14 protein-coding genes are annotated in these 17,481 nt (G+C 69.5%); 13 read left to right on the top strand and 1 reads right to left on the bottom strand.

The genetic code is table 11. The features are described from left to right. The first annotated feature begins 103 nt into the window (after positions 1 to 103). The 7 genes from QHF83_RS23920 to QHF83_RS23890 all read left to right on the top strand — a co-directional run bounded on the left by QHF83_RS23920 (position 104) and on the right by QHF83_RS23890 (position 8,948). Complete coding sequence (locus tag QHF83_RS23920; protein WP_282420233.1) at positions 104 to 1,120, top strand: tetratricopeptide repeat protein; 1,017 nt, start codon at positions 104 to 106, stop codon at positions 1,118 to 1,120. Positions 1,121 to 1,139: 19 nt separating this feature from the next. Further along, positions 1,140 to 1,631 carry a hypothetical protein gene (locus QHF83_RS23915; protein WP_282420232.1) on the top strand — a complete coding sequence of 164 codons (492 nt, stop codon included), beginning with the start codon at positions 1,140 to 1,142 and terminating at the stop codon, positions 1,629 to 1,631. A gap of 18 nt (positions 1,632 to 1,649) precedes the next feature. Beyond that, a complete protein-coding gene (locus QHF83_RS23910) occupies positions 1,650 to 3,902 on the top strand; it encodes a DEAD/DEAH box helicase (protein ID WP_282420231.1) in 2,253 nt (750 codons plus the stop codon). A 119-nt stretch (positions 3,903 to 4,021) separates the two neighbouring features. Next, positions 4,022 to 4,699, top strand: coding sequence for a tetratricopeptide repeat protein (locus QHF83_RS23905; RefSeq protein ID WP_348980464.1), 678 nt, complete (start codon positions 4,022 to 4,024; stop codon positions 4,697 to 4,699). Positions 4,700 to 4,759: 60 nt separating this feature from the next. Further along, complete coding sequence (locus tag QHF83_RS23900; protein ID WP_282420229.1) at positions 4,760 to 6,244, top strand: TolC family protein; 1,485 nt, start codon at positions 4,760 to 4,762, stop codon at positions 6,242 to 6,244. Between the two features lie 142 nt (positions 6,245 to 6,386). Next, a complete protein-coding gene (locus tag QHF83_RS23895) occupies positions 6,387 to 7,307 on the top strand; it encodes a hypothetical protein (RefSeq protein ID WP_282420228.1) in 921 nt (306 codons plus the stop codon). Between the two features lie 81 nt (positions 7,308 to 7,388). Then, entirely contained in the window at positions 7,389 to 8,948 is a 1,560-nt protein-coding gene (locus QHF83_RS23890) for a 3,4-dehydroadipyl-CoA semialdehyde dehydrogenase (protein WP_282420227.1), read from the top strand. A gap of 30 nt (positions 8,949 to 8,978) precedes the next feature. On the opposite strand, the gene QHF83_RS23885 is transcribed toward QHF83_RS23890, so the two are convergent. Then, positions 8,979 to 9,494 carry a CAP domain-containing protein gene (locus QHF83_RS23885; protein WP_282420226.1) on the bottom strand — a complete coding sequence of 172 codons (516 nt, stop codon included), beginning with the start codon at positions 9,492 to 9,494 and terminating at the stop codon, positions 8,979 to 8,981. Positions 9,495 to 9,586: 92 nt separating this feature from the next. On the opposite strand from QHF83_RS23885, the gene QHF83_RS23880 reads away from it, so the two are divergent. The 6 genes from QHF83_RS23880 to QHF83_RS23855 all read left to right on the top strand — a co-directional run bounded on the left by QHF83_RS23880 (position 9,587) and on the right by QHF83_RS23855 (position 17,465). Then, complete coding sequence (locus QHF83_RS23880) at positions 9,587 to 11,056, top strand: protein kinase (protein ID WP_282420225.1); 1,470 nt, start codon at positions 9,587 to 9,589, stop codon at positions 11,054 to 11,056. Positions 11,057 to 11,084: 28 nt separating this feature from the next. Beyond that, entirely contained in the window at positions 11,085 to 11,675 is a 591-nt protein-coding gene (locus QHF83_RS23875; protein ID WP_282420224.1) for a malonic semialdehyde reductase, read from the top strand. A gap of 372 nt (positions 11,676 to 12,047) precedes the next feature. Continuing rightward, positions 12,048 to 13,541: a circularly permuted type 2 ATP-grasp protein gene (locus QHF83_RS23870; RefSeq protein WP_282420223.1), complete on the top strand. Its 1,494-nt coding sequence runs from the start codon at positions 12,048 to 12,050 to the stop codon at positions 13,539 to 13,541. Beyond that, the gene (locus QHF83_RS23865; protein ID WP_282420222.1) at positions 13,538 to 14,554 is read left to right on the top strand and encodes an alpha-E domain-containing protein; all 1,017 of its coding nucleotides are present in this window, start codon (positions 13,538 to 13,540) and stop codon (positions 14,552 to 14,554) included. The genes QHF83_RS23870 and QHF83_RS23865 overlap by 4 nt, the downstream gene beginning before the upstream one ends. Before the next feature lie 50 nt (positions 14,555 to 14,604). Further along, on the top strand, positions 14,605 to 15,921 hold the full coding sequence (locus tag QHF83_RS23860) for a hypothetical protein (protein WP_282420221.1): 1,317 nt from the start codon (positions 14,605 to 14,607) through the stop codon (positions 15,919 to 15,921). Then, positions 15,918 to 17,465 carry a tetratricopeptide repeat protein gene (locus QHF83_RS23855; protein WP_282420220.1) on the top strand — a complete coding sequence of 516 codons (1,548 nt, stop codon included), beginning with the start codon at positions 15,918 to 15,920 and terminating at the stop codon, positions 17,463 to 17,465. Before QHF83_RS23860 ends, QHF83_RS23855 begins: the two co-directional genes overlap by 4 nt. Positions 17,466 to 17,481 lie beyond the last annotated feature (16 nt).

Below are 17,481 nucleotides of genomic sequence, written 5' to 3'. Positions count from 1 at the left end.
GAAGCGAAGCGGAGTTGAGGGCCGTAGGGTGTGGGCCATCGAGCCCACACCCTCCTTAACAACTTGACTTGGGGCGGAGTGTCGAACAGTTGTTGAGGCCGTCATGGACCAGTTCTCGGCCCACCTCGATCGCGGGTGGGATCTCGTTCAGCGTGGGGATACCCGCGGCGCCGAGGCTTCGGCGCGCCGAGCGCTGGAGCTCGATCCCAACTCCCCCGAGGCCCACAACCTCCTCGGTTACGTCGCGGCCCTCGAAGGGGACGGCGAGGAGGCGATCGAGAATTACCGGCAGGCCATCGCCCTCGACGACACGTACCTGGAGGCGATGCTCAACGCCGCCGAGGTCTACATCCACCCGCTCGGCGAGTACGACCAGGCGATCGAGATGTGCGACCAGGCGCTCGATCTCGCCGAGGTCGACGAGGAGATCATCGACGCGCTCCTCCTCAAGTTCGATGCCCTGCTCGCGAAGGGGGACACGGAAGAGGCGGCACGGGTGGTCGAGCGGATTCCGAGCGGACCCTACGACAACCCGAATCACACGTTCCTCGTCGGGCGCGCGCTCTACGAGATCGGGCAGACAGAGCGGGCCGCGCGGCTCGTGGAAGAGGCGGCGATGAAGGATCCGCGGCACGTCGAGGCGTACTACTACCTCGGGCTCGTTCGCGACGAACGAGGCGACATGCGCGGCGCGACGCAGGCCTTCCTGCATGCGCGCGAGCTCGACATCGAGATGGGGCTGCCCCCGTGGGCGCCGGGTCGCGAGGCGTTTGCCGGCCTCGCACAGAAGGCGATCGCCGGGTTGAATCCCGTCTTGCGCCGGTATGTCGACGGGGCTGACGTGTACGTCTCCGACGTCCCGGGCATGGAGCTCGTCGCCGAGGGCGTCGATCCGCGGGCGCTCGTCCTGCTCGATGGTCTCGTCTCCGACGAGCTCTCGCGTAGCGGACGCAATGATGCGCCTTGTGCGCGGATCTTCGTGTATGCCATCAACGTCGCCCGGCTCGCGGGCAGCGTCGAGGGCATCGAGCGGGAGATCAGCTTGGCGCTCGAACGCGAGATCACCGCGACGTTCCTCGAGGCCGAGCAGGCCGAACGCCCGGAGAGCGAGCTCAACTGACGGGCCGGGACCGTTCGCCATGGAACCCGACCCCGAGAGGCCCGCGAAGCCCGTATCCGCCCGAAGACGCGGCCGCACGGTCGCCGGGGCGATCTATTACGGCACCATCGGCGCCGTCTGCCTCGCGGGCACCATCCAGATCTCCGTCCAGGTGTTCTTCACGGCGCACCCCCCTTCCCCGTACGGCGGCTGCCACGAGGGGCTCCGGGCCCTCATCGGGGCCGTCGATCGGGCGCGGGCGGCCGCCCCGGGTACGGACGGCGAAGACGGGGCGATCGCGCGCTTTCGGGCGGCGCTCGAGCCCGAGTGGAAGTACTTCGAGGGTGTCGCGACCACGTGCAAGGGGTCGGCGAAGGACGAGGGCGCTCTCGACGCCATCGAGCGGCTCCGCTATGCGGAGGAACATGCAGCGCGGCGGGAGGCTTCGGACCTGGCCCCGCTGCGGCGCCAGGTGCAGGAGATCGTGAACACCGATCTCGCGAAAGCCAGCGCACCCCCCAAAGGCCCCTGAACTCCAGAGCGGCGACGAATGACAGACCAGAATCCCACCTCCCAGGGCGCGAACGCCTCCGAGGCTCGCACGAGTGATCCCGCAGCGGCCGGCCAGGCAGCCGCGACCGCGCCGACCTTCGACGTCCTGCCTCTCTCGGCCGAGCTGCGCGAGACGCTGGCCGAGATCGGTTACGTGAACCCCACGCCGGTGCAGGTCGCCGTGTGGGAGCCCGCGACGCGCGGGCGCGACGCCGTGGTGCAAGCGCGCACCGGCACCGGCAAGACGGCGGCCTTCGGGCTGCCGATCGTCGATCACATCGTCAAGCGCTCGGCTGCGAACGTGCAGGTCCTGGCGCTCTGCCCGACGCGCGAGCTCGCGCTGCAAGTGACGGCCGAGATCGAGCGGCTCGGCAAGCGCAAGGGCGTGCGCATCGTGCCCGTGTACGGCGGCGCGCCGATGCCGCGGCAGATCGATGCGATCGCCGCGGGCGCGCAGGTCATCGTGGGCACGCCCGGCCGCGTGCTCGATCACCTGCGCCGCGGCACGCTCGATCCGAAGAACATCCGCCTGCTCGTGCTGGACGAGTGCGACGAGATGCTCTCGATGGGCTTCGAGCGCGAGCTCAGCGCGATCCTCGAGCGTTTGCCCGAGAACCGCCAGACGCTCCTCTTCTCGGCCACCTTGCCGCCCGACATCGAGCGGATGGCGAAGAGCAAGCTCAAGAACCCCGAGTTCGTCACGCTCTCGGGCGATCACATCGGCGCGCTCTCCATCGATCACTTCGTGTACATGGTCGCGGGCGACAAGCTCGGCGCGCTCATCCGCGTGATCGAGGTCGAGAACCCGGAGAGCGCGGTCGTCTTCTGCAACACGCGCGACGAGACCGAGCGCGTGGCGAACGCGCTGCAGCGCCAGGGCTTCGATGCGGACTGGCTCAACGGCGATCTGCCGCAGTCCGATCGCGAGAAGGTCATGAGCGCGACGCGCGAGGGCCGGCTCCGGTTCCTCGTGGCGACGGACGTGGCCGCGCGCGGGATCGACATCTCGCTCCTCACGCACGTCATCAACTACGACTTCCCGCAGGACGCCGAGGCGTACGTCCACCGCACGGGCCGCACCGGGCGCGCAGGCCGTACGGGCACCGCGATCTCGCTCATCGCGCCGCAGGACATCGGCGGGCTCTACCTCGTCCGTCTCACGTACAAGATCCGCCCGATCGAGCGGCAGATCCCGACCGAGGGCGAGCTCAAGACGCGCGCCGAGGCGGACCTCGTGAACATGCTCGCCGAGGCGTTCGCTCCGAAAGGTACGCACCCGGACGATCTCTCCCTCGCGCGGCGCATTCTCTCGCACGACGCGAGCGAGCGGATTCTCGCGGGGCTCTTGCGTGATCATCTGGGCGCGCGGCCGACGGTCAAGGATGAAGCGGCGGCTGCGCGGCGCGCCGGTCCTGCGCCCAAGCGCGTCGAGGCGACCCCTGCCCCGGCGAAGGCCGAGGCCAAGCCCGCGCGTGAGCCGCGCGAAGAGAGGCCGCGCCGCGAGGAGCGCGAGGCGCGTGAAGAGAAGCCGCGCCGCGAGGAGCGCGAGGAGCGCGCTGCCGGCGAGGCGCGTGCTCGCCGCGAGGACCGCGAGGAGCGGCCGCGTCGAGAGGAGCGCGAGGAGCGCGCCTCGGGCGAGGAGCGCGAGCCGCGGGAGTCGGGGCGCCGTACACGTGGTCGTCGGGAAGCTCGGCCCGAGATGCCGCGACCGAGCCGCGCGCGCGGCGGGGAGGAAGTTGCGCCGACGCCCGTCAGCGCGGCCGATCCCTTGCCGCCGCCGAAGGCGCGCGCCGCTGCGCCGGTGCGTCACGCCGACTTCACGAGCTGGCAGCCGCCGGAGGAGGAGGGCGACGACGAGCCGATCCTCGGCGACGCGGCGCTCTCGGGCCCGCGCGAGGTCACGCGTGAGGTGGGCCCGGACGACACGGATCCGGGGCGCCCGCAGGAGGGTTCGTCCGGGGACTACGCCGAGGTCTTCGTCAGCGTGGGCCGCCGCGACGGCGTCCGCGCGGCCGACCTCCAGTCGCTCCTGCTCGACCAGATCGGCCTCGACAAGGCCGATGTCAAGCGGATCCGCGTCCGCGAGCGCAATGCGTTCGTCAGCGTCCGGCGCACCGAGCTCACGCGTGCCGTGGCCGGGTTGTCGGGGGCGACGCTTGCCGGTCGCACCGTGATGGCCGAGCCGGCGCGGGAGCGCGGCGGCGCGGGCGGCGAAATCGACGCGGACACTGCGGGCGTCGTCGAGCCCTGAGCCAAATTCCCGGCGATCTCCGCCCTTGGTCGATACTCGGGACGCCGGATCACCTCCGGCGTCCTGCTCTCCAAATACCCCGCTGGCGGAGAATGCGCGAAGGTCGTATCCCCTTGGATATGGCGCGGCGCGGATGGGTGGACGAGGTCGGGAGGCTCCGGCAAGAGGTCGACGGCGCGATCGCGGCGGGCCTCAGCGTCGAGGACATCCTGCCTCTGCTCGCGCGCATCACCCGCATCGCCGAGCCGGGCAGCGAGCCTTGGGTCGCGGCGCATCGGCAGCTCGCCGAGCTCGGCGTCGAGCACGACCCTTGGCGCGCCGCGCTCTTCGCGCGCAAGGTCCTCGCGCACGACGGCCAGGATGATGGCGCGTGGGCCGTCATGGGCCTCGCGCAGTCGCTCCTGCGAAACTTCCGGTATGCGGCGCGCGCCTACGAGCGGGCCCTCGCGCTCTCGCCGAACAACCCCTGGTACGCGCACAACCTCGGCCACCTTTATGACGTGGCCCTGGGTCGCCCGCACGACGCGCTCCCCTTGCTCGCCAAGGCCAGCGAGGCGCAGCCCGAGGAGGCGGACATCGCCGCGAGTTATGCGCACGCCCTCGCGCGCTCCGGCAAGCTCGTTCTCGCCAAGCGCGTGCTCAAGCGCGCCATCCGGCGCGGGGCCACGGCCGATCAGATGGCGCTCTGGCGCTGGCTCGACGCGGGCGCGCCGGAGAGCGTGGAAGCCTCGGGGCGTGAGCGGCGCGCCAAACCGAAGAAGCAGCGGGCGCGCCAGCGTCCTTCCGCGCGCGACTAACTGCTGCTTTCGATCCGCTTCCTGCTTGTCGCCGCCCGCGCGGTGCTACATCGAAGCGCCATGCTCCGTCCTCGCTGGGTCCGAGCCTCGCTCGCTACGCCGCTCCTCTCCTTCGCGTTGCTCGTTTCCGCGCCGCTCGCCGCGCAGCCCGCCGCGCCGCAGCCCGCGCAGCCGGCGCCGGCGCCGGCCGCCCCCGCAGTGCCGCCGACGATCGCCGTGGACGATCCGCTCCTCGCGCCGGTCCCCACCGCGCCGAAGACGCTCGCGACCTGGCGCGAGGCGGTCACGATCGTCGAGACGCGCGCGCCCGATCTGCGTATCGCGGAGGCGGAGGTCGCGCGCGCGGAGGGGCTCAGCACCCAGGCTCTCGGGCGCGCGCTGCCCACGGTCACCGCCACGGGCTCGGTCAACCACAACATGATCCTGTCGGACGGCAGGTTTCTCTTCTGCCCCGTCGGCCCGGCGCTCCCCACCAACGACGCGAGGACGCAGGGCACCTGCGTCATCGACAACACGCCGGCGCAGTACATCCCGCTGCCGTACACGCCCATCCTTCGCGGCGACGTCACGGCGCGCGTGCCGATCCTCTCGCTGCGCAACTGGTACGCGATTGGCACGGCGAACAAGAACGTCGACGCAGCGCGCGCCAGCGCCTCGGACAGGCGGCGGCAGCTCCTCGCGAACCTGGCGGCGGCGATCGTCAACGTCGTCACCACGGAGCGCACGAGCGAAATCAATCGCAGCGGCCTGCGCACCTCGCTGGAGCGCCTCGAGCTCACGAAACGAAGGGCGCGGCTCGGCACGGGCACGCAGCTCGACGTCGTCCGCGCCGAGCAGGACACGAACCTCGCCCGCACGCAGATCGTGCAGAGCGACGAGTCGCTGCGCCGCGCGCGGGAGGCGCTCGGCCTCGCGCTCGGCGAGAACGTGGCGTACGGCGTGCCGCCCTCGATCTCGCTCGACGACATGAAGCACAGCATCGAGAGCACGTGCTCTGCGGGCAAACCCGAGGATCGGCCCGACGTCGTGGCGGCGCGCCAGCAGCTCGAGGTGGCCAAGCGCCAGGCCCGGGAGACGCGGCTCGGCTTCCTGCCCACGGCGGAGGCGACCACGACGCTCACGGCCATGAACCTCGGGCAGGGCAACCTCAAGAATTACACGTGGACGATCGGCGCGGTCCTCACGATCCCCATCTACGAGGGCAGCCGCTACGGCGAGGTCCGGACGGCGCGCGCGGCCGTCGAGCAGCAGGAGGCGCGGCTCGAGGCGGCCGAGCGGCAGGCGCGGCTCGACACGCAGCAGACCATGCGCGGCGTCGAGGTCGCGGAGCAGGCGCTCGTCATCTCGGAGAAGGCGCGGGATCTGGCGCGCGAGACGGCGCGGCTCACGCAGATCGCGTACGAGGCCGGCACGGCCACGAGCTTCGAGCTCGTCACTTCCGCGCAGAGCCTCCGCCAGGCCGAGCTCGATCTCGCGGTGCGGGAGCTCGAGCTCGTCCGCGCGAGAATCGCCGCGCTGCTCGCGGCGGCCGTCTGTGACGGCTGACAGAGCTCGCCGCGGTTTTCCCTCTTTGCCCGAGACAGCCGCTTCGGATCGCTCCTATCATCGCCGCGCACGCTCGTTTTCGTGGGGGTGCGCGCTCGCGTGACGCGGCGCGACGACGTCTCGTATCGAAGGAGAATCCGCCATGGCCAACATGCCGCCCCCGGGTGGGGGGTATCCCCCGGGAGGTCCGCCCGGCTATCCGCCGCAAGGCTATCCGCAGCAGCCGCAGCCCGGGTACGGCCCGCCGCAGCAGCCGCAGGCGGGGTATGGCCCGCCGCAGCAAGGCTACGGCCCGCAACCGGGAATGGGTGGTCCTCCGATGGGCGGGGATCCGCAGCAGGGCTATGGTGGCCAGCCCGGGATGGGGTACGGCCCGCAGCCCGGGATGCCGATGGGCGCGCCTCCGATGGGCGCGCCGCCGATGGGCGTTCCGATGGGCGCGCCCATGCCGCAGCAGGCGCAGGGCGGCGGCTTCAACATGCTCAAGGTCGTGGGCATCGGCGTCGCTGTGGTCCTGGGCGTCGCCGGGATCGGCGGGTTCGTGTGGTACGGCTATACGCACCCGTCGGTCCGCATCGTCAACGTCACGGGCAAGGACGGCGTCAGCGTCACGCTCGACGGCCAAGAGCTCGCCAAGGACCTGAAGAACGCGGCCACGGAGAACGCGGCGGTCGTCGTCACGAAGAACGTCGCGAGCGGCGCGCACAAGCTCGAAGCGAAGGACGCGAGCGGCAAGGTGCTCGAGAGCTTCACCTTCGAGTTCAAGTCGGGCACGAACGGCTACGTCTACGCCCCTGGCCGCGCGGCCGACTCGAAGACCTGCTTCATCGTCCAGACGGACGAGTACAAGACCATCAGCGTCGGGCTCGGCAACACGGACCGCTTCAAGACCCTCGACCCGACGAAGAACCTCTGGGAGCTGCCCACCACGATCGAGTTCTGGTTCCAGGACACGCCCGAGAGCGTCGAGATCAAGACCAAGAAGGGCGACTCCTCGAACAAGACCGTCACGAAGCGCGCGCTGCGTCAGGCCCCCTGCGACGATCCCGACTTCATGGATTGATCAGGAGGGAGGCCGGGTTCGCTCGGCCCGCACGCTCCCGGGTTCCGCGAGGCGCGTGTCCGCGGTATAGAGCGCGGACCGATGGAACGACTCGCTAGCTACGTATCAGGTGCCTGGGTTCACGGCTCTGGCAAGGCGTCCGTGCTCGTCAATCCGACGACCGAGGAGCCGATCGCGGAGGCCAGCACCGAGGGGCTCGACTTCGCCGGCGCCCTCGCCCACGCGCGCGACGTCGGCGGCCCTGCGCTCCGCGCCCTTTCCTTCGCGCAGCGCGGCGAGCTGCTCCTCGCGTTGTCTCGCGCCATCCACGCGAACCGCGACGCCCTGATCGAGGTCGCCATCCAGAACGGCGGCAACACCCGCAGCGACGCGAAGTTCGACATCGACGGCGCCTCCGGCACGCTCGCGTATTACGCCGAGCTCGGCAAACAGCTCGGCGACGCGCGCTTCCTCGTCGACGGCGAGGGCGAGAAGCTCGGCCGCAGCCCGCGCTTCTTCGGCTACCACGTCCTCGTCCCTCGCGCGGGCGTCGCCGTGCACATCAACGCCTTCAACTTCCCCGCCTGGGGCCTCGCCGAGAAGGCCGCCTGTGCTCTGCTCGCCGGCATGCCCGTCGTCTCCAAGCCCGCGACGAGCACGGCCCTGCTCGCGTATCGGATCGCGCGCCTGTTCGTCGAGGCGAACATCCTCCCCGCGGGCGCCTTTTCCTTCATCGCGGGCGCGCCCGGCGACATGCTCGATCATCTCGGCGGCCAGGACGTCCTCGCCTTCACCGGCTCGGCCGACACCGGCGCGCGCCTCCGCGCCTTGCCTGCTGTCGTGCACGGCTCGGTGCGCCTCAACATCGAGGCGGACAGCCTCAACACGGCCGTCCTCGGGCCCGACGTCACCTCGGGCTCCGACACGTACCGCATGTTCTTGCGCGAGGTCAGCCGCGACATCACGCAGAAGGCCGGGCAGAAGTGCACCGCCATCCGCCGCATCCTCGTCCCCGCGGCGATCGAGGGCGAGATCAAGGACGAGCTCACGAGCATTCTGCGCGACATCAAGGTCGGCGACCCTGCGCTCGAAGGCGTGACCGTCGGCCCGCTCGCCACGGCCGCGCAGCTCCGTGACATCCGCGCCGGCATCCAGAAGCTCTCGGCCGAGGCCTCGATCGTCCTCGGTGACGGCTCCTTCGAGCGCGTCGGCGCGCAGGACGGCAAGGGCTACTTCGTCCCGCCCACGCTCCTCCACTGCAAGGATCCCGATGCGGCGCGTGACGTCCACCAGCACGAGGTCTTCGGCCCCTGCGCCACGATCGTCCCTTACGACGGGTCCTCTGCCCGCGCGACGGACCTCGTCCGCCGCGGCGGCGGCATGCTCGTCGGCTCGGTGTACAGCGACGATCGCGCCTTCGTCACGGACATGATCTTCGGTTTGTCCCCGTACCATGGCCGCCTCTACTTCGGCAGCGAGAAGATCGCCGATCAGACGCCTGGCCCTGGCACGGTCCTCCCGCAGAGCGTGCACGGCGGCCCTGGCCGCGCGGGCGGCGGCGAGGAGCTCGGTGGACGCCGCGGCCTCGCGTTCTACTCGCATCGCGCGGCGATCCAGGGCGCGCGGCCCATCCTCGAAGCCGCGCTCGATCTGAAGAGCTGAGCCGGGGCGCGCCCCATGGCGCGCTCCCTCCTAAAGATCGCCGCAGCTCGGATCGTCGGCGGCTGCGAGATCGAGCGTCCAGATCGCCGCTTCCCCGCCCATCGACCGACCCACGCCGAGCGTCAAAAAATCACCGTTCACGAGCACCGGCTGCGTCGTCGTGTCCGTGGCCCACTGCTCCAGCGTCTGCGCGGCGCCGGCGTATCCCTTCGCCAGAAGCTCGGCCATCCCCACGGTCCCGTCGCAGGCGACGGAAAATCCCGCCTCGCAAGCGCGCGTCACCGACGTGGATCCGTCCAGCCCGACGTCCTTCAGGTACCCCTTGTCCCGCATGTCGTCGCTGTGCGCGGATGCTGACTGGTTCAGCGTCGCGCAGACCTTCAGCACGGACACGCCGGCGTTCGTGCGCATCTGGTTCAGCTGGACGACGAGCTCACTCTCGACGGCGTCCAGCGGATTTGCCTGGCTCACACGATCGGCGTACTCGACCGTCGAGCAGCCGACGGTCCATGGGGTGAGGCCGAGCGCGCCGAGGACGGGGAGCATGGGCCAAACGGACCCGCGAGACGACGCCGAGCGGCACATTTTCACCATATGGGACATCTTATCGCGTTAGGCTGCCGGATGTTCCCGTTCGTATGAGCACCGCCGCGGCCCTCATCGGAAGCACCCTGGCAGGTCGATTCCGGATCACCTCGTTCCTTGGGGAGGGAGCGATGGCGACCGTGTACCGCGGCGTGCAGGACGCCGACCCGCGCGAGGTCGCGGTCAAGGTCATGCATCCGGAGCTCGCGCGCGACACCACCTTCGCCAAGCGCTTCCGCCGCGAGGCCAAGGCCGCCTCGCGCCTCAACCACAGGAACACCGTCCAGATCATCGACTACGGCGTCGACGGAAACGTCGCGTACATCGCGATGGAGCTGCTCCAGGGCCGGGATCTCTTCGAGATCCTCTCGGTCGAGCGGCGCCTGTCCGAGGCGCGGGCCGCGCGCATCTTGATGGAGGTCTGCGAGGTCCTCACGACCGCGCACGAGCAGGGCGTCGTGCACCGCGACCTCAAGCCCGAGAACATCATGATCCTCGGCCAGCCCGACGCGGCCGGCCGCGAGCGCATCAAGGTCCTCGACTTCGGCATCGCGAAGATCCTCGACAAGGAGCAGCCGCAGAAGGAAGGTGGCGAAGGCGGGGATGGGGCGCCGATCAGCGCGGCGCCGAGCTCCGCGATCACCACGGTCGGCGTCATCGTCGGCACGCCCGAGTACATGTCCCCCGAGCAATGCCGCGGCGAGGCCGTGGATCCGCGCAGCGACATCTACGCGTGCGGCGTGCTCCTCTACCAGCTCGTCACCGGCCAGATCCCCTTCAGCGGCGACTCCATCATCGACATCGCCCTCAAGCACATCCGCCAGCAGCCACCGCGGCCGAGCCACGCCACGCCCTTCATGCACAAAGGGCTCGAAGCGATCATCCTGACCGCGCTCGAAAAATGGCCCGCGCAGCGGCAGCAGAACGCCGCCGAGCTCAAGGCCGCCCTCGAAAAGATCCTGCCCGAGCTCCGCACCACCCCGCATCGGCTCGGCGGCACCTCGCGCGACGAAGCGCCGACGTCCGCTGCGCGCCGCAACATCGCCGAGGTCCCGGTCGAGTCGGTCCGCGTCGCGCACGCCGCGATCCCCGAGCAGTCGACGCTCCCGTCCGAGGAGCTCACGATCAAGCGCAAGGGCATCAAGCCGATCGACGCCGAGCACGACACCGATCCCGAGGGCGGAAAAACCTCGAAGGACGGCGTCATCATCCGCGTCCCGGCCGGCGCCGAGCCCGTCCTCGGCTCCTCGCCGACCATCCCCGCGGCGCCGTCGGTCACCGACACGCTCGCCACGGGCCGCGAGCCTCCGCCGGGCCTGAAGAAGCCCGCGTCGCCGAAGCCGCCGATCGTCGTGACCGTGCCTTCCGAGGCGCGCAAGGCCGCGGCTTCGCTGGCCACGGACAAACCTCGCGCGGCGTCGCGCAAGACGAAGAAGGGCGGCACGAGCTTCTGGCTCCTCGTCCCGATCGCGGTCCTCGTGGGGATCACGGTGGGCGCCCTCGTGTTTTTCCTGACGCAATGAACGGGTCTACAAAGAGGTGACGGATCGCATGGCGAATCGGCTCGACGACGAAGCGCTCGATCAACTCTTCCGCAAGGCGCGCACCCACAACGGGTGGCTCGAGCGCCCGGTCGAGGACGACGTGCTGCGCGAGATCTACGACCTCGCGAAGATGCCCCCCACGAGCGCGAACTGCTCGCCGATGCGGGTGGTCTTCGTGAAGAGCCCCGAGGCGAAGGCGCGCCTGCTCGCCGTGGTCTCCGCGGGCAACCAGGAGAAGACGCGCACCGCGCCGGTCACGGCGATCATCGCGAACGACCGCCGCTTCTACGACGAGCTGCCCAAGCTCTTCCCGCACGCCGACGCGCGCTCCTGGTTCGTGGGCAACGAGGCCCTCGCCGAGAAGACCATGTTCCGCAACGGCACGCTCCAGGGCGCCTACCTCATGATGGCCGCCCGTGCGCTCGGCCTCGACTGCGGCCCCATGTCCGGCTTCGACAACGACAAACTCGACCGCGAGTTCTTCCCCGACGGCCGCTACGCCTCGAACTTCCTCGTGAACCTCGGCTACGGCGACGCCACGAAGCTCTTCCCGCGCAGCCCTCGCTTCAGCTTCGACGAGGCCTGCACGATTCTCTGAGAGCGTAGCGCCGGGGTTTCACCCCGGACCCGAGCAGGGGCTATCCGCCCCTGCACCCGGACCAGGGCAAGCCCTGGACGCGGGGCGACAGCGCGCGATGCGCGCTGTCGACAGGGAAAACATCGCCACCAGGAACGACCGCGCTGCTGCCTCGGCTGGCGAGTCGGCTCGTGGTCTTGCCATGGCCCGTTCGATGAACTGCGCATCGCGCAGTTCATCGACCCCGAGTCCAGCGCTTGCGCTGGTCCGGGGTGAAGGGGGCGGACAGCCCCCTTCTGGGGTGCGGGGCAACGCCCCGCTCTGCGCATCCCTGCGGAACACCCACTGACGCGTTCTTTACGCGCTGCGTTCTTCCTGGATAGACTGGAGGAAGTGGCTGAAGAACCGCTTCCGTCGAGCCTCTTCTCCGGGTATCCGAGCGCGCCCGGCACGTATGACGAGCTCCTCGACCCGGGCGGGCACCTGCGCCTCCCCTTTCGACGCGCGCTCGCTCCCCTCGCCTCTGCCTCGCCCGACGCGATCACGCGCTGGCAGGCCCTCGCCGAGCGCGCCCTCCTCAACCAGGGCGTGACCTTCTCCGTCTACGCGGACTCGCGCGGCACCGAGAAGATCTTTCCCTTTTGCTTGGTCCCGCGCCTCGTCTCCGCCGAGGACTTTTCCCACGTCGAGCGTGGCCTCGAGCAACGCGTACGCGCGCTCGGCATGTTCCTCGACGACGTCTACGGCGAGCAGCGCATCCTCGCGGAAGACCCGCTCCTCCGCGAGCTCGTCCTCGGCGCCAAGCATCACCTGCCCATGCTGCGGGGCCTTCGCCCCTCGGGCGGCGTGCGCATCCACGTCGCGGGCATCGACCTCGTGCGTGGCCCTGACGGCGTCTTCCGCGTCCTCGAGGACAACCTCCGCACGCCCTCGGGCGTCTCGTACGTCCTCGAAAACCGCATCGTCTCGAAGCGCGTCTTGCCCAAGGTCTTCGAAGAAGCCCGCGTGCATCCGGTCGAGCACTACCCCGCGCGCCTCTCCGAGGTCTTGCGCTCGATCTCCCCTGCCCCGCACGACGATACGCACGCCGTCGTGCTCACGCCCGGCCCTTACAACTCCGCGTACTTCGAGCACAGCTTCCTCGCCCGCACGATGGGCCTCGAGCTCGTCCAGCCCGCGGACCTCTACGTCGACGACGACCGCGTCTTCCTCCGCACCACGCGCGGCCCGCGCCGCGTGCACGTCATCTATCGCCGCATCGACGACGCCTTCCTCGACCCCGAGGCCTTCCGTCCGGACAGCCTCCTCGGCATCCGGGGCCTCGTCCGCGCCTACGCGAAGGGCAACGTCGCGCTCGCGAACGCCCTCGGCAACGGCGTCGCCGACGACAAGGCCGTCTACGCCTTCGTGCCCCAGATGATCCGCTTCTACCTCGCCGAGGAGCCCATCCTCGCCCAGGTGCACACCTTCGTCTGTGCCCGCGACGAGGACCTCCGCTACGTCCGCGACCACCTCGATCGGTTGGTGGTCAAATCGGTCGACGAGGCCGGCGGCTACGGCATGCTCATGGGCCCCACGGCCTCGGCCGCCGAGCGTGACTCCTTCCGCCGCCGCATCGAGGCCGAGCCGCGCCGCTTCGTCGCGCAGGAGCGCCTCGAGCTCAGCACCTGCCCCACCTGGGACGGCGCCGCGGGCGCGCTCGTCCCTCGCCGCGTCGACCTCCGCCCCTACATCCTCACCTCGCCCGCGGGCTCGTGGGTCTTGCCCGGCGGCCTCTCGCGGGTCGCGCTCGTGCCCGGCTCGTACGTCGTCAATTCGAGCCAGGGTGGCGGCTCCAAGGATACGTGGGTGCTCAAACCGAACGATTTGGGGAGGAACGATCCGTGATCGCCCGCGTCGCCGACCACTGCTTCTGGCTCGGTCGTTACCTCGAACGTGTCGACTGCACCGCGCGTGTCCTGCACGTCACGCTGCACCTCTCGCTCGACGCTGAGCTCGGCCCCCGCCAGTGCTGGCTGCCCGTCGTCATCGTCTCCGGCGAGCGCGAAGCCTTCTTCGCCAAGCACGGCGAGGCCGCGGCGGGCGACGGCGAGCTCGTCCAGAGCTACATGACCTGGGACGAGACGAACTTCGTCTCGCTCGTCCGCTCGATCGCCGCGGCCCGCGACAACGCCCGCTCGATCCGCGAGGTCGTGAGCCTCGAAGTCTGGGAGACGCTGAACGAGCTCTACCTCTGGTCCCAGAGCCCCGCCGCGCGCGACGAGTACACGACGAACCGCTACGCCTTCTACCGCACCATCCGCCGCGCCATCGAGCTCTGCCGGGGCCTCCTCCAGAGCACGATGCTCCACGACGACCCGCTCGACTTCCTCTTGCTCGGCCTCCTCCTCGAACGCGCCGGCCACTCGGCACGCATCGTCGACGTGCATCACCACGCGCTCAGCAAGGGCGAAACACGCCAGGAGGTCGTCGAGACGGGCGTGTGGCTCTCCATCCTGCGCTCGTGCTCCGGCAAGGAGCCCTTCATGAAGCGGCACCAGGGCCGCGTGACGGGCCCCGCGGTCGCCGCGTTCCTGATCCTCGAACCCCTCTTCCCGCGATCCGTCCGCCACGCCGTCGCCGAGGCCCACACGCGGCTCCTCTCGATCCGTCCGGCTGGCGCGAACGATCTCCCCGGCGAGCGCTCCCTCGCCCGCCTCGGCGCGCTCGACGCGTGGCTCGCGTCGCAGACCCCCGAGACGATCCTGCCGATCCACGACCTCGCGACGTACGTGGTCTCGGAGACGGCCGGCATCTGCGAGGAGATCGGCCGCGAGCTGCTGGGGTTTGGGGCGCAGGGCGCCGAAGGCGACCCGAAGCCCCAAGCGTCGAACGAGTACGGGGGCAGTTCTGCCGCTTGACGTGTGGGCGGGGGAGCGCGTGGGCCGTGCTACCCTGCGCGCCGAGATCCATGTCGACCCTCGTTTTCGGAACGCCACGAGCGCTCGCGCCTGCACGTACGCTGAGCGACGTCGTTCACAATTGCGACCAAGACGATCCCCTCCCGAGCGGTGATCCTCGGTGGCAGGATCTCTCGGCGGGGCGTGGCGACGCGGCGGCGGAGACACTCGTGCAGGATCTGCTGGCGCGGCAGCGGGAGCAGCTCATCCACGCGGCGTTCGTGAGCCATCGTGGCGCGGGCAAGAGCACGGAGCTCCGGCGCATTGCTGGCCTCGTCGGGGAGACGTACCACCCGCTCTACATCGAAGCGACCGTCGAGATGGATCCCATCCGGATCGAATCCGAGGATCTGCTCCTGAACATCGCGCTCGCGGTCGAAAAGGAGATGCGTCGGATCGGCAGGAGCCTGCCTGCGGATCTGCTCCGGCGTGTCGAGCAGTGGTTCGCCGACGCGATTCGCTCGACGAAGTGGGCGCAAGGCTACGACGCGAACGTCGCGGCGGGCATCGAGGGCAAGTTCGAGATCCCGTTCCTCGGCAGCATGTTCGCGCAGGCCAAGGCTCTCATGAAGCACGAGAGCGAGTACCGAACCGAGGTGAAGCAGGTCCTGAAGAAGTTCCCGGGCACGTTGATCCAGAACGTGAACGACTTCCTCGAGGCCGCGGAGCAAAAGCTCGATGGTCGCGCCCTCCTCCTGATGATCGACAACCTCGACCGCTACGATCCTTCGGTCATCGACGAGCTTCTCGTGATCGGCGCGGATCGGATCCGGAGCCTTCGCTGCAACCTGATCCTCACGCCACCGATCAGCCTCCTGCTTCAGCCTCGGTCGGCCCAGCTCGATGCGAGCTACGCCTGTTACGACATGTTCACGGTCAAGCTACGGACGCGGGAACAGCGGTACGACGAGTTCGACGGCCCTGGGCGCGACCTCCTCGAACTGGTCCTCGCCAAGCGTATCGACCTCGACGTGGTGATGCCCGACAAGGAGGTCCGCGATCGGCTTATCGCGGCGAGCGGCGGCGGGATTCGTGAGCTTCTGGATCTCGTCTCCTGGACGGCGAGGTTTGCCCGCCTTGGTGGGACGACCATCATGGAGCGTGACGTGGAGAAGGCGATCGCGCGGCGCAAGCAGCGGCTCCGCGACCAGATCAACGTGAACGGCTGGTGGGAGGCGCTCGGGCACATCGGGGAGACCAAGGAGGTCGGCGACGACGACAAGTCGCTCGCGGTCCTCTTCCATCGCCTTGCATTCAAGTACAACGGCGAAGGCTGGTACGACGTGCACCCGCTCGTGGACGAGCTGATGCGGGAGCGACGCCGGTGAGCTTCGAGCCCGAGGCCCTGCTCGGCGAGGACGATGGCCTCGTGCTGCGCCGGTTTTTCGAGTGGGGCGTGGGGCACGGGTTCGACCTGGCGATCGTGCAGATCACGACGCCGTGGAAGCGGGACGCGCTGATCGCGTGGGCGAAGGCGAACGTGCAGGGCGTCGCAGTGATCGATCTGCGGGAGGTTGGCCCCGACAAGCGCAGGCTATGGGACGTTCTCGGGGAAGCGACGGCGCCGGAGAAGGGCACGACGTCGCTGATCCTTCACGGGTTGGAGGAGGCCGAGGCGGAGGAGCGGATCGTCGCGCAGCTCAACGTGGAGCGAGACGAGCTCGCGCGGGGATTTCCGCTGCCGTGGCTGTTGATCGTGCACCCCACCGCGGCGCAGGTGCTGGAGCGGAAGGCGCCGGACTTCGTGGACTTTGCCGGCGCGTGGATGTGGGAGGAGAAGCCCGAGCCGCTGCGGATGGAGCTTGCGGCGATCGATGCGGCGTATGCGCCGCCGATGCCTGTGGGGGAGATGGGCGCAGGGAAGGAGCTGCTCGTCGAAGCGCAGAGGGCCATCCAGTTCGGTCGTCTCGACGAGGCATCGGATCTGCTGGCGCGATTCGATTTGAAGAACCCTGAGGCTCAGGAGGAGGATCCTGACCGGATTTCGCTCGAGGCATCTCGTCTTGCCGTGTGGGGGAGGCTCGACGAGGCACGCGCTGCATTTGACAGCGCGCTTCGGCGCTACGATGCAAGGAAGGATCGCCTGGGGCGCGCGGTGACAGCTCATCAACTCGCGTTGATCGATGAGCGAGCGGGGCGGTACGAGGCAGCGCGGGAGTGGCTCCGCGAGGCCATCGCGATCAACACGACGCTTGGGAACCGCCGATGGCACGCAGGATCGCTGCATGAGCTCGCCATTCTCGAGTGGAGGCAAGGTCTGCACGATGTGGCCAGAACGCTGCTGCGGGAAGCCCTCCATATCTTCAACGAGCTTGGCGATCGGGCTGGACGCGCGGCGTGCCTTCACCTGCTCGCCGTCATCGACGAGAGCCAAGGTCAGTACGAGGATGCACGGAGGCTGCTTGCCGAATCGATCGAGATAAATAAAGACCTCGGAAATGCAGTCGGGCGGGCAGCATCCCTGCTCCAACTCGGGATCATCGAGCTGAACCTGGGGAGGAATGACGAAGCGCTGCGGATGTTCGGCGAATCCTCTGCTCTTTCGAAGGTGACCGGGGATCGCTCGGCCTACGCGGCTGCGTTGCATCACCTCGCGATTGCCATGGTGAAGGCGGTCCGCTACGAGGAGGGGCGTAAGTTGCTCGCGGAATCGATGGCGATCCACGCTGACATCGGAGATCGCGTAGGCCTCGCCGCATCGCAACTCGTCGTCGGTCAGCTTGAAGTCGTCGAGGGACGCTTCACCGAAGGCCGCCAGCTCGTCCTTGCAGCCGTCAAGACTCTCGAATCGGTCGGGGCCCGCCAGGCTGAAGATGCCCGCGCCCTCCTCCGCGACATCGACGCCCTCCAGCACCCCCCGACCCCGTCCTAGCCGCGCGCCCTCTACT

The sequence above is a fragment of the Polyangium sp. 15x6 genome (genome assembly GCF_029960785.1).
Lineage (GTDB): Bacteria > Myxococcota_A > Polyangia > Polyangiales > Polyangiaceae > Polyangium.
This window is presented reverse-complemented; position numbering and strand designations above follow the sequence as displayed.

Bases quoted from the DNA above. Each gene is read 5' to 3' on its own strand.
- QHF83_RS23900 (WP_282420229.1), top strand. From the start codon at position 4,760: ATGCTCCGTCCTCGCTGGGTCCGAGCCTCGCTCGCTACGCCGCTCCTC.
- QHF83_RS23885 (WP_282420226.1), bottom strand. From the start codon at position 9,494: ATGCTCCCCGTCCTCGGCGCGCTCGGCCTCACCCCATGGACCGTCGGC.
- QHF83_RS23905 (WP_348980464.1), top strand. From the start codon at position 4,022: ATGGCGCGGCGCGGATGGGTGGACGAGGTCGGGAGGCTCCGGCAAGAG.
- QHF83_RS23875 (WP_282420224.1), top strand. From the start codon at position 11,085: ATGGCGAATCGGCTCGACGACGAAGCGCTCGATCAACTCTTCCGCAAG.
- QHF83_RS23920 (WP_282420233.1), top strand. From the start codon at position 104: ATGGACCAGTTCTCGGCCCACCTCGATCGCGGGTGGGATCTCGTTCAG.
- QHF83_RS23915 (WP_282420232.1), top strand. From the start codon at position 1,140: ATGGAACCCGACCCCGAGAGGCCCGCGAAGCCCGTATCCGCCCGAAGA.
- QHF83_RS23890 (WP_282420227.1), top strand. From the start codon at position 7,389: ATGGAACGACTCGCTAGCTACGTATCAGGTGCCTGGGTTCACGGCTCT.
- QHF83_RS23895 (WP_282420228.1), top strand. From the start codon at position 6,387: ATGGCCAACATGCCGCCCCCGGGTGGGGGGTATCCCCCGGGAGGTCCG.
- QHF83_RS23910 (WP_282420231.1), top strand. From the start codon at position 1,650: ATGACAGACCAGAATCCCACCTCCCAGGGCGCGAACGCCTCCGAGGCT.
- QHF83_RS23860 (WP_282420221.1), top strand. From the start codon at position 14,605: ATGTCGACCCTCGTTTTCGGAACGCCACGAGCGCTCGCGCCTGCACGT.
- QHF83_RS23880 (WP_282420225.1), top strand. From the start codon at position 9,587: ATGAGCACCGCCGCGGCCCTCATCGGAAGCACCCTGGCAGGTCGATTC.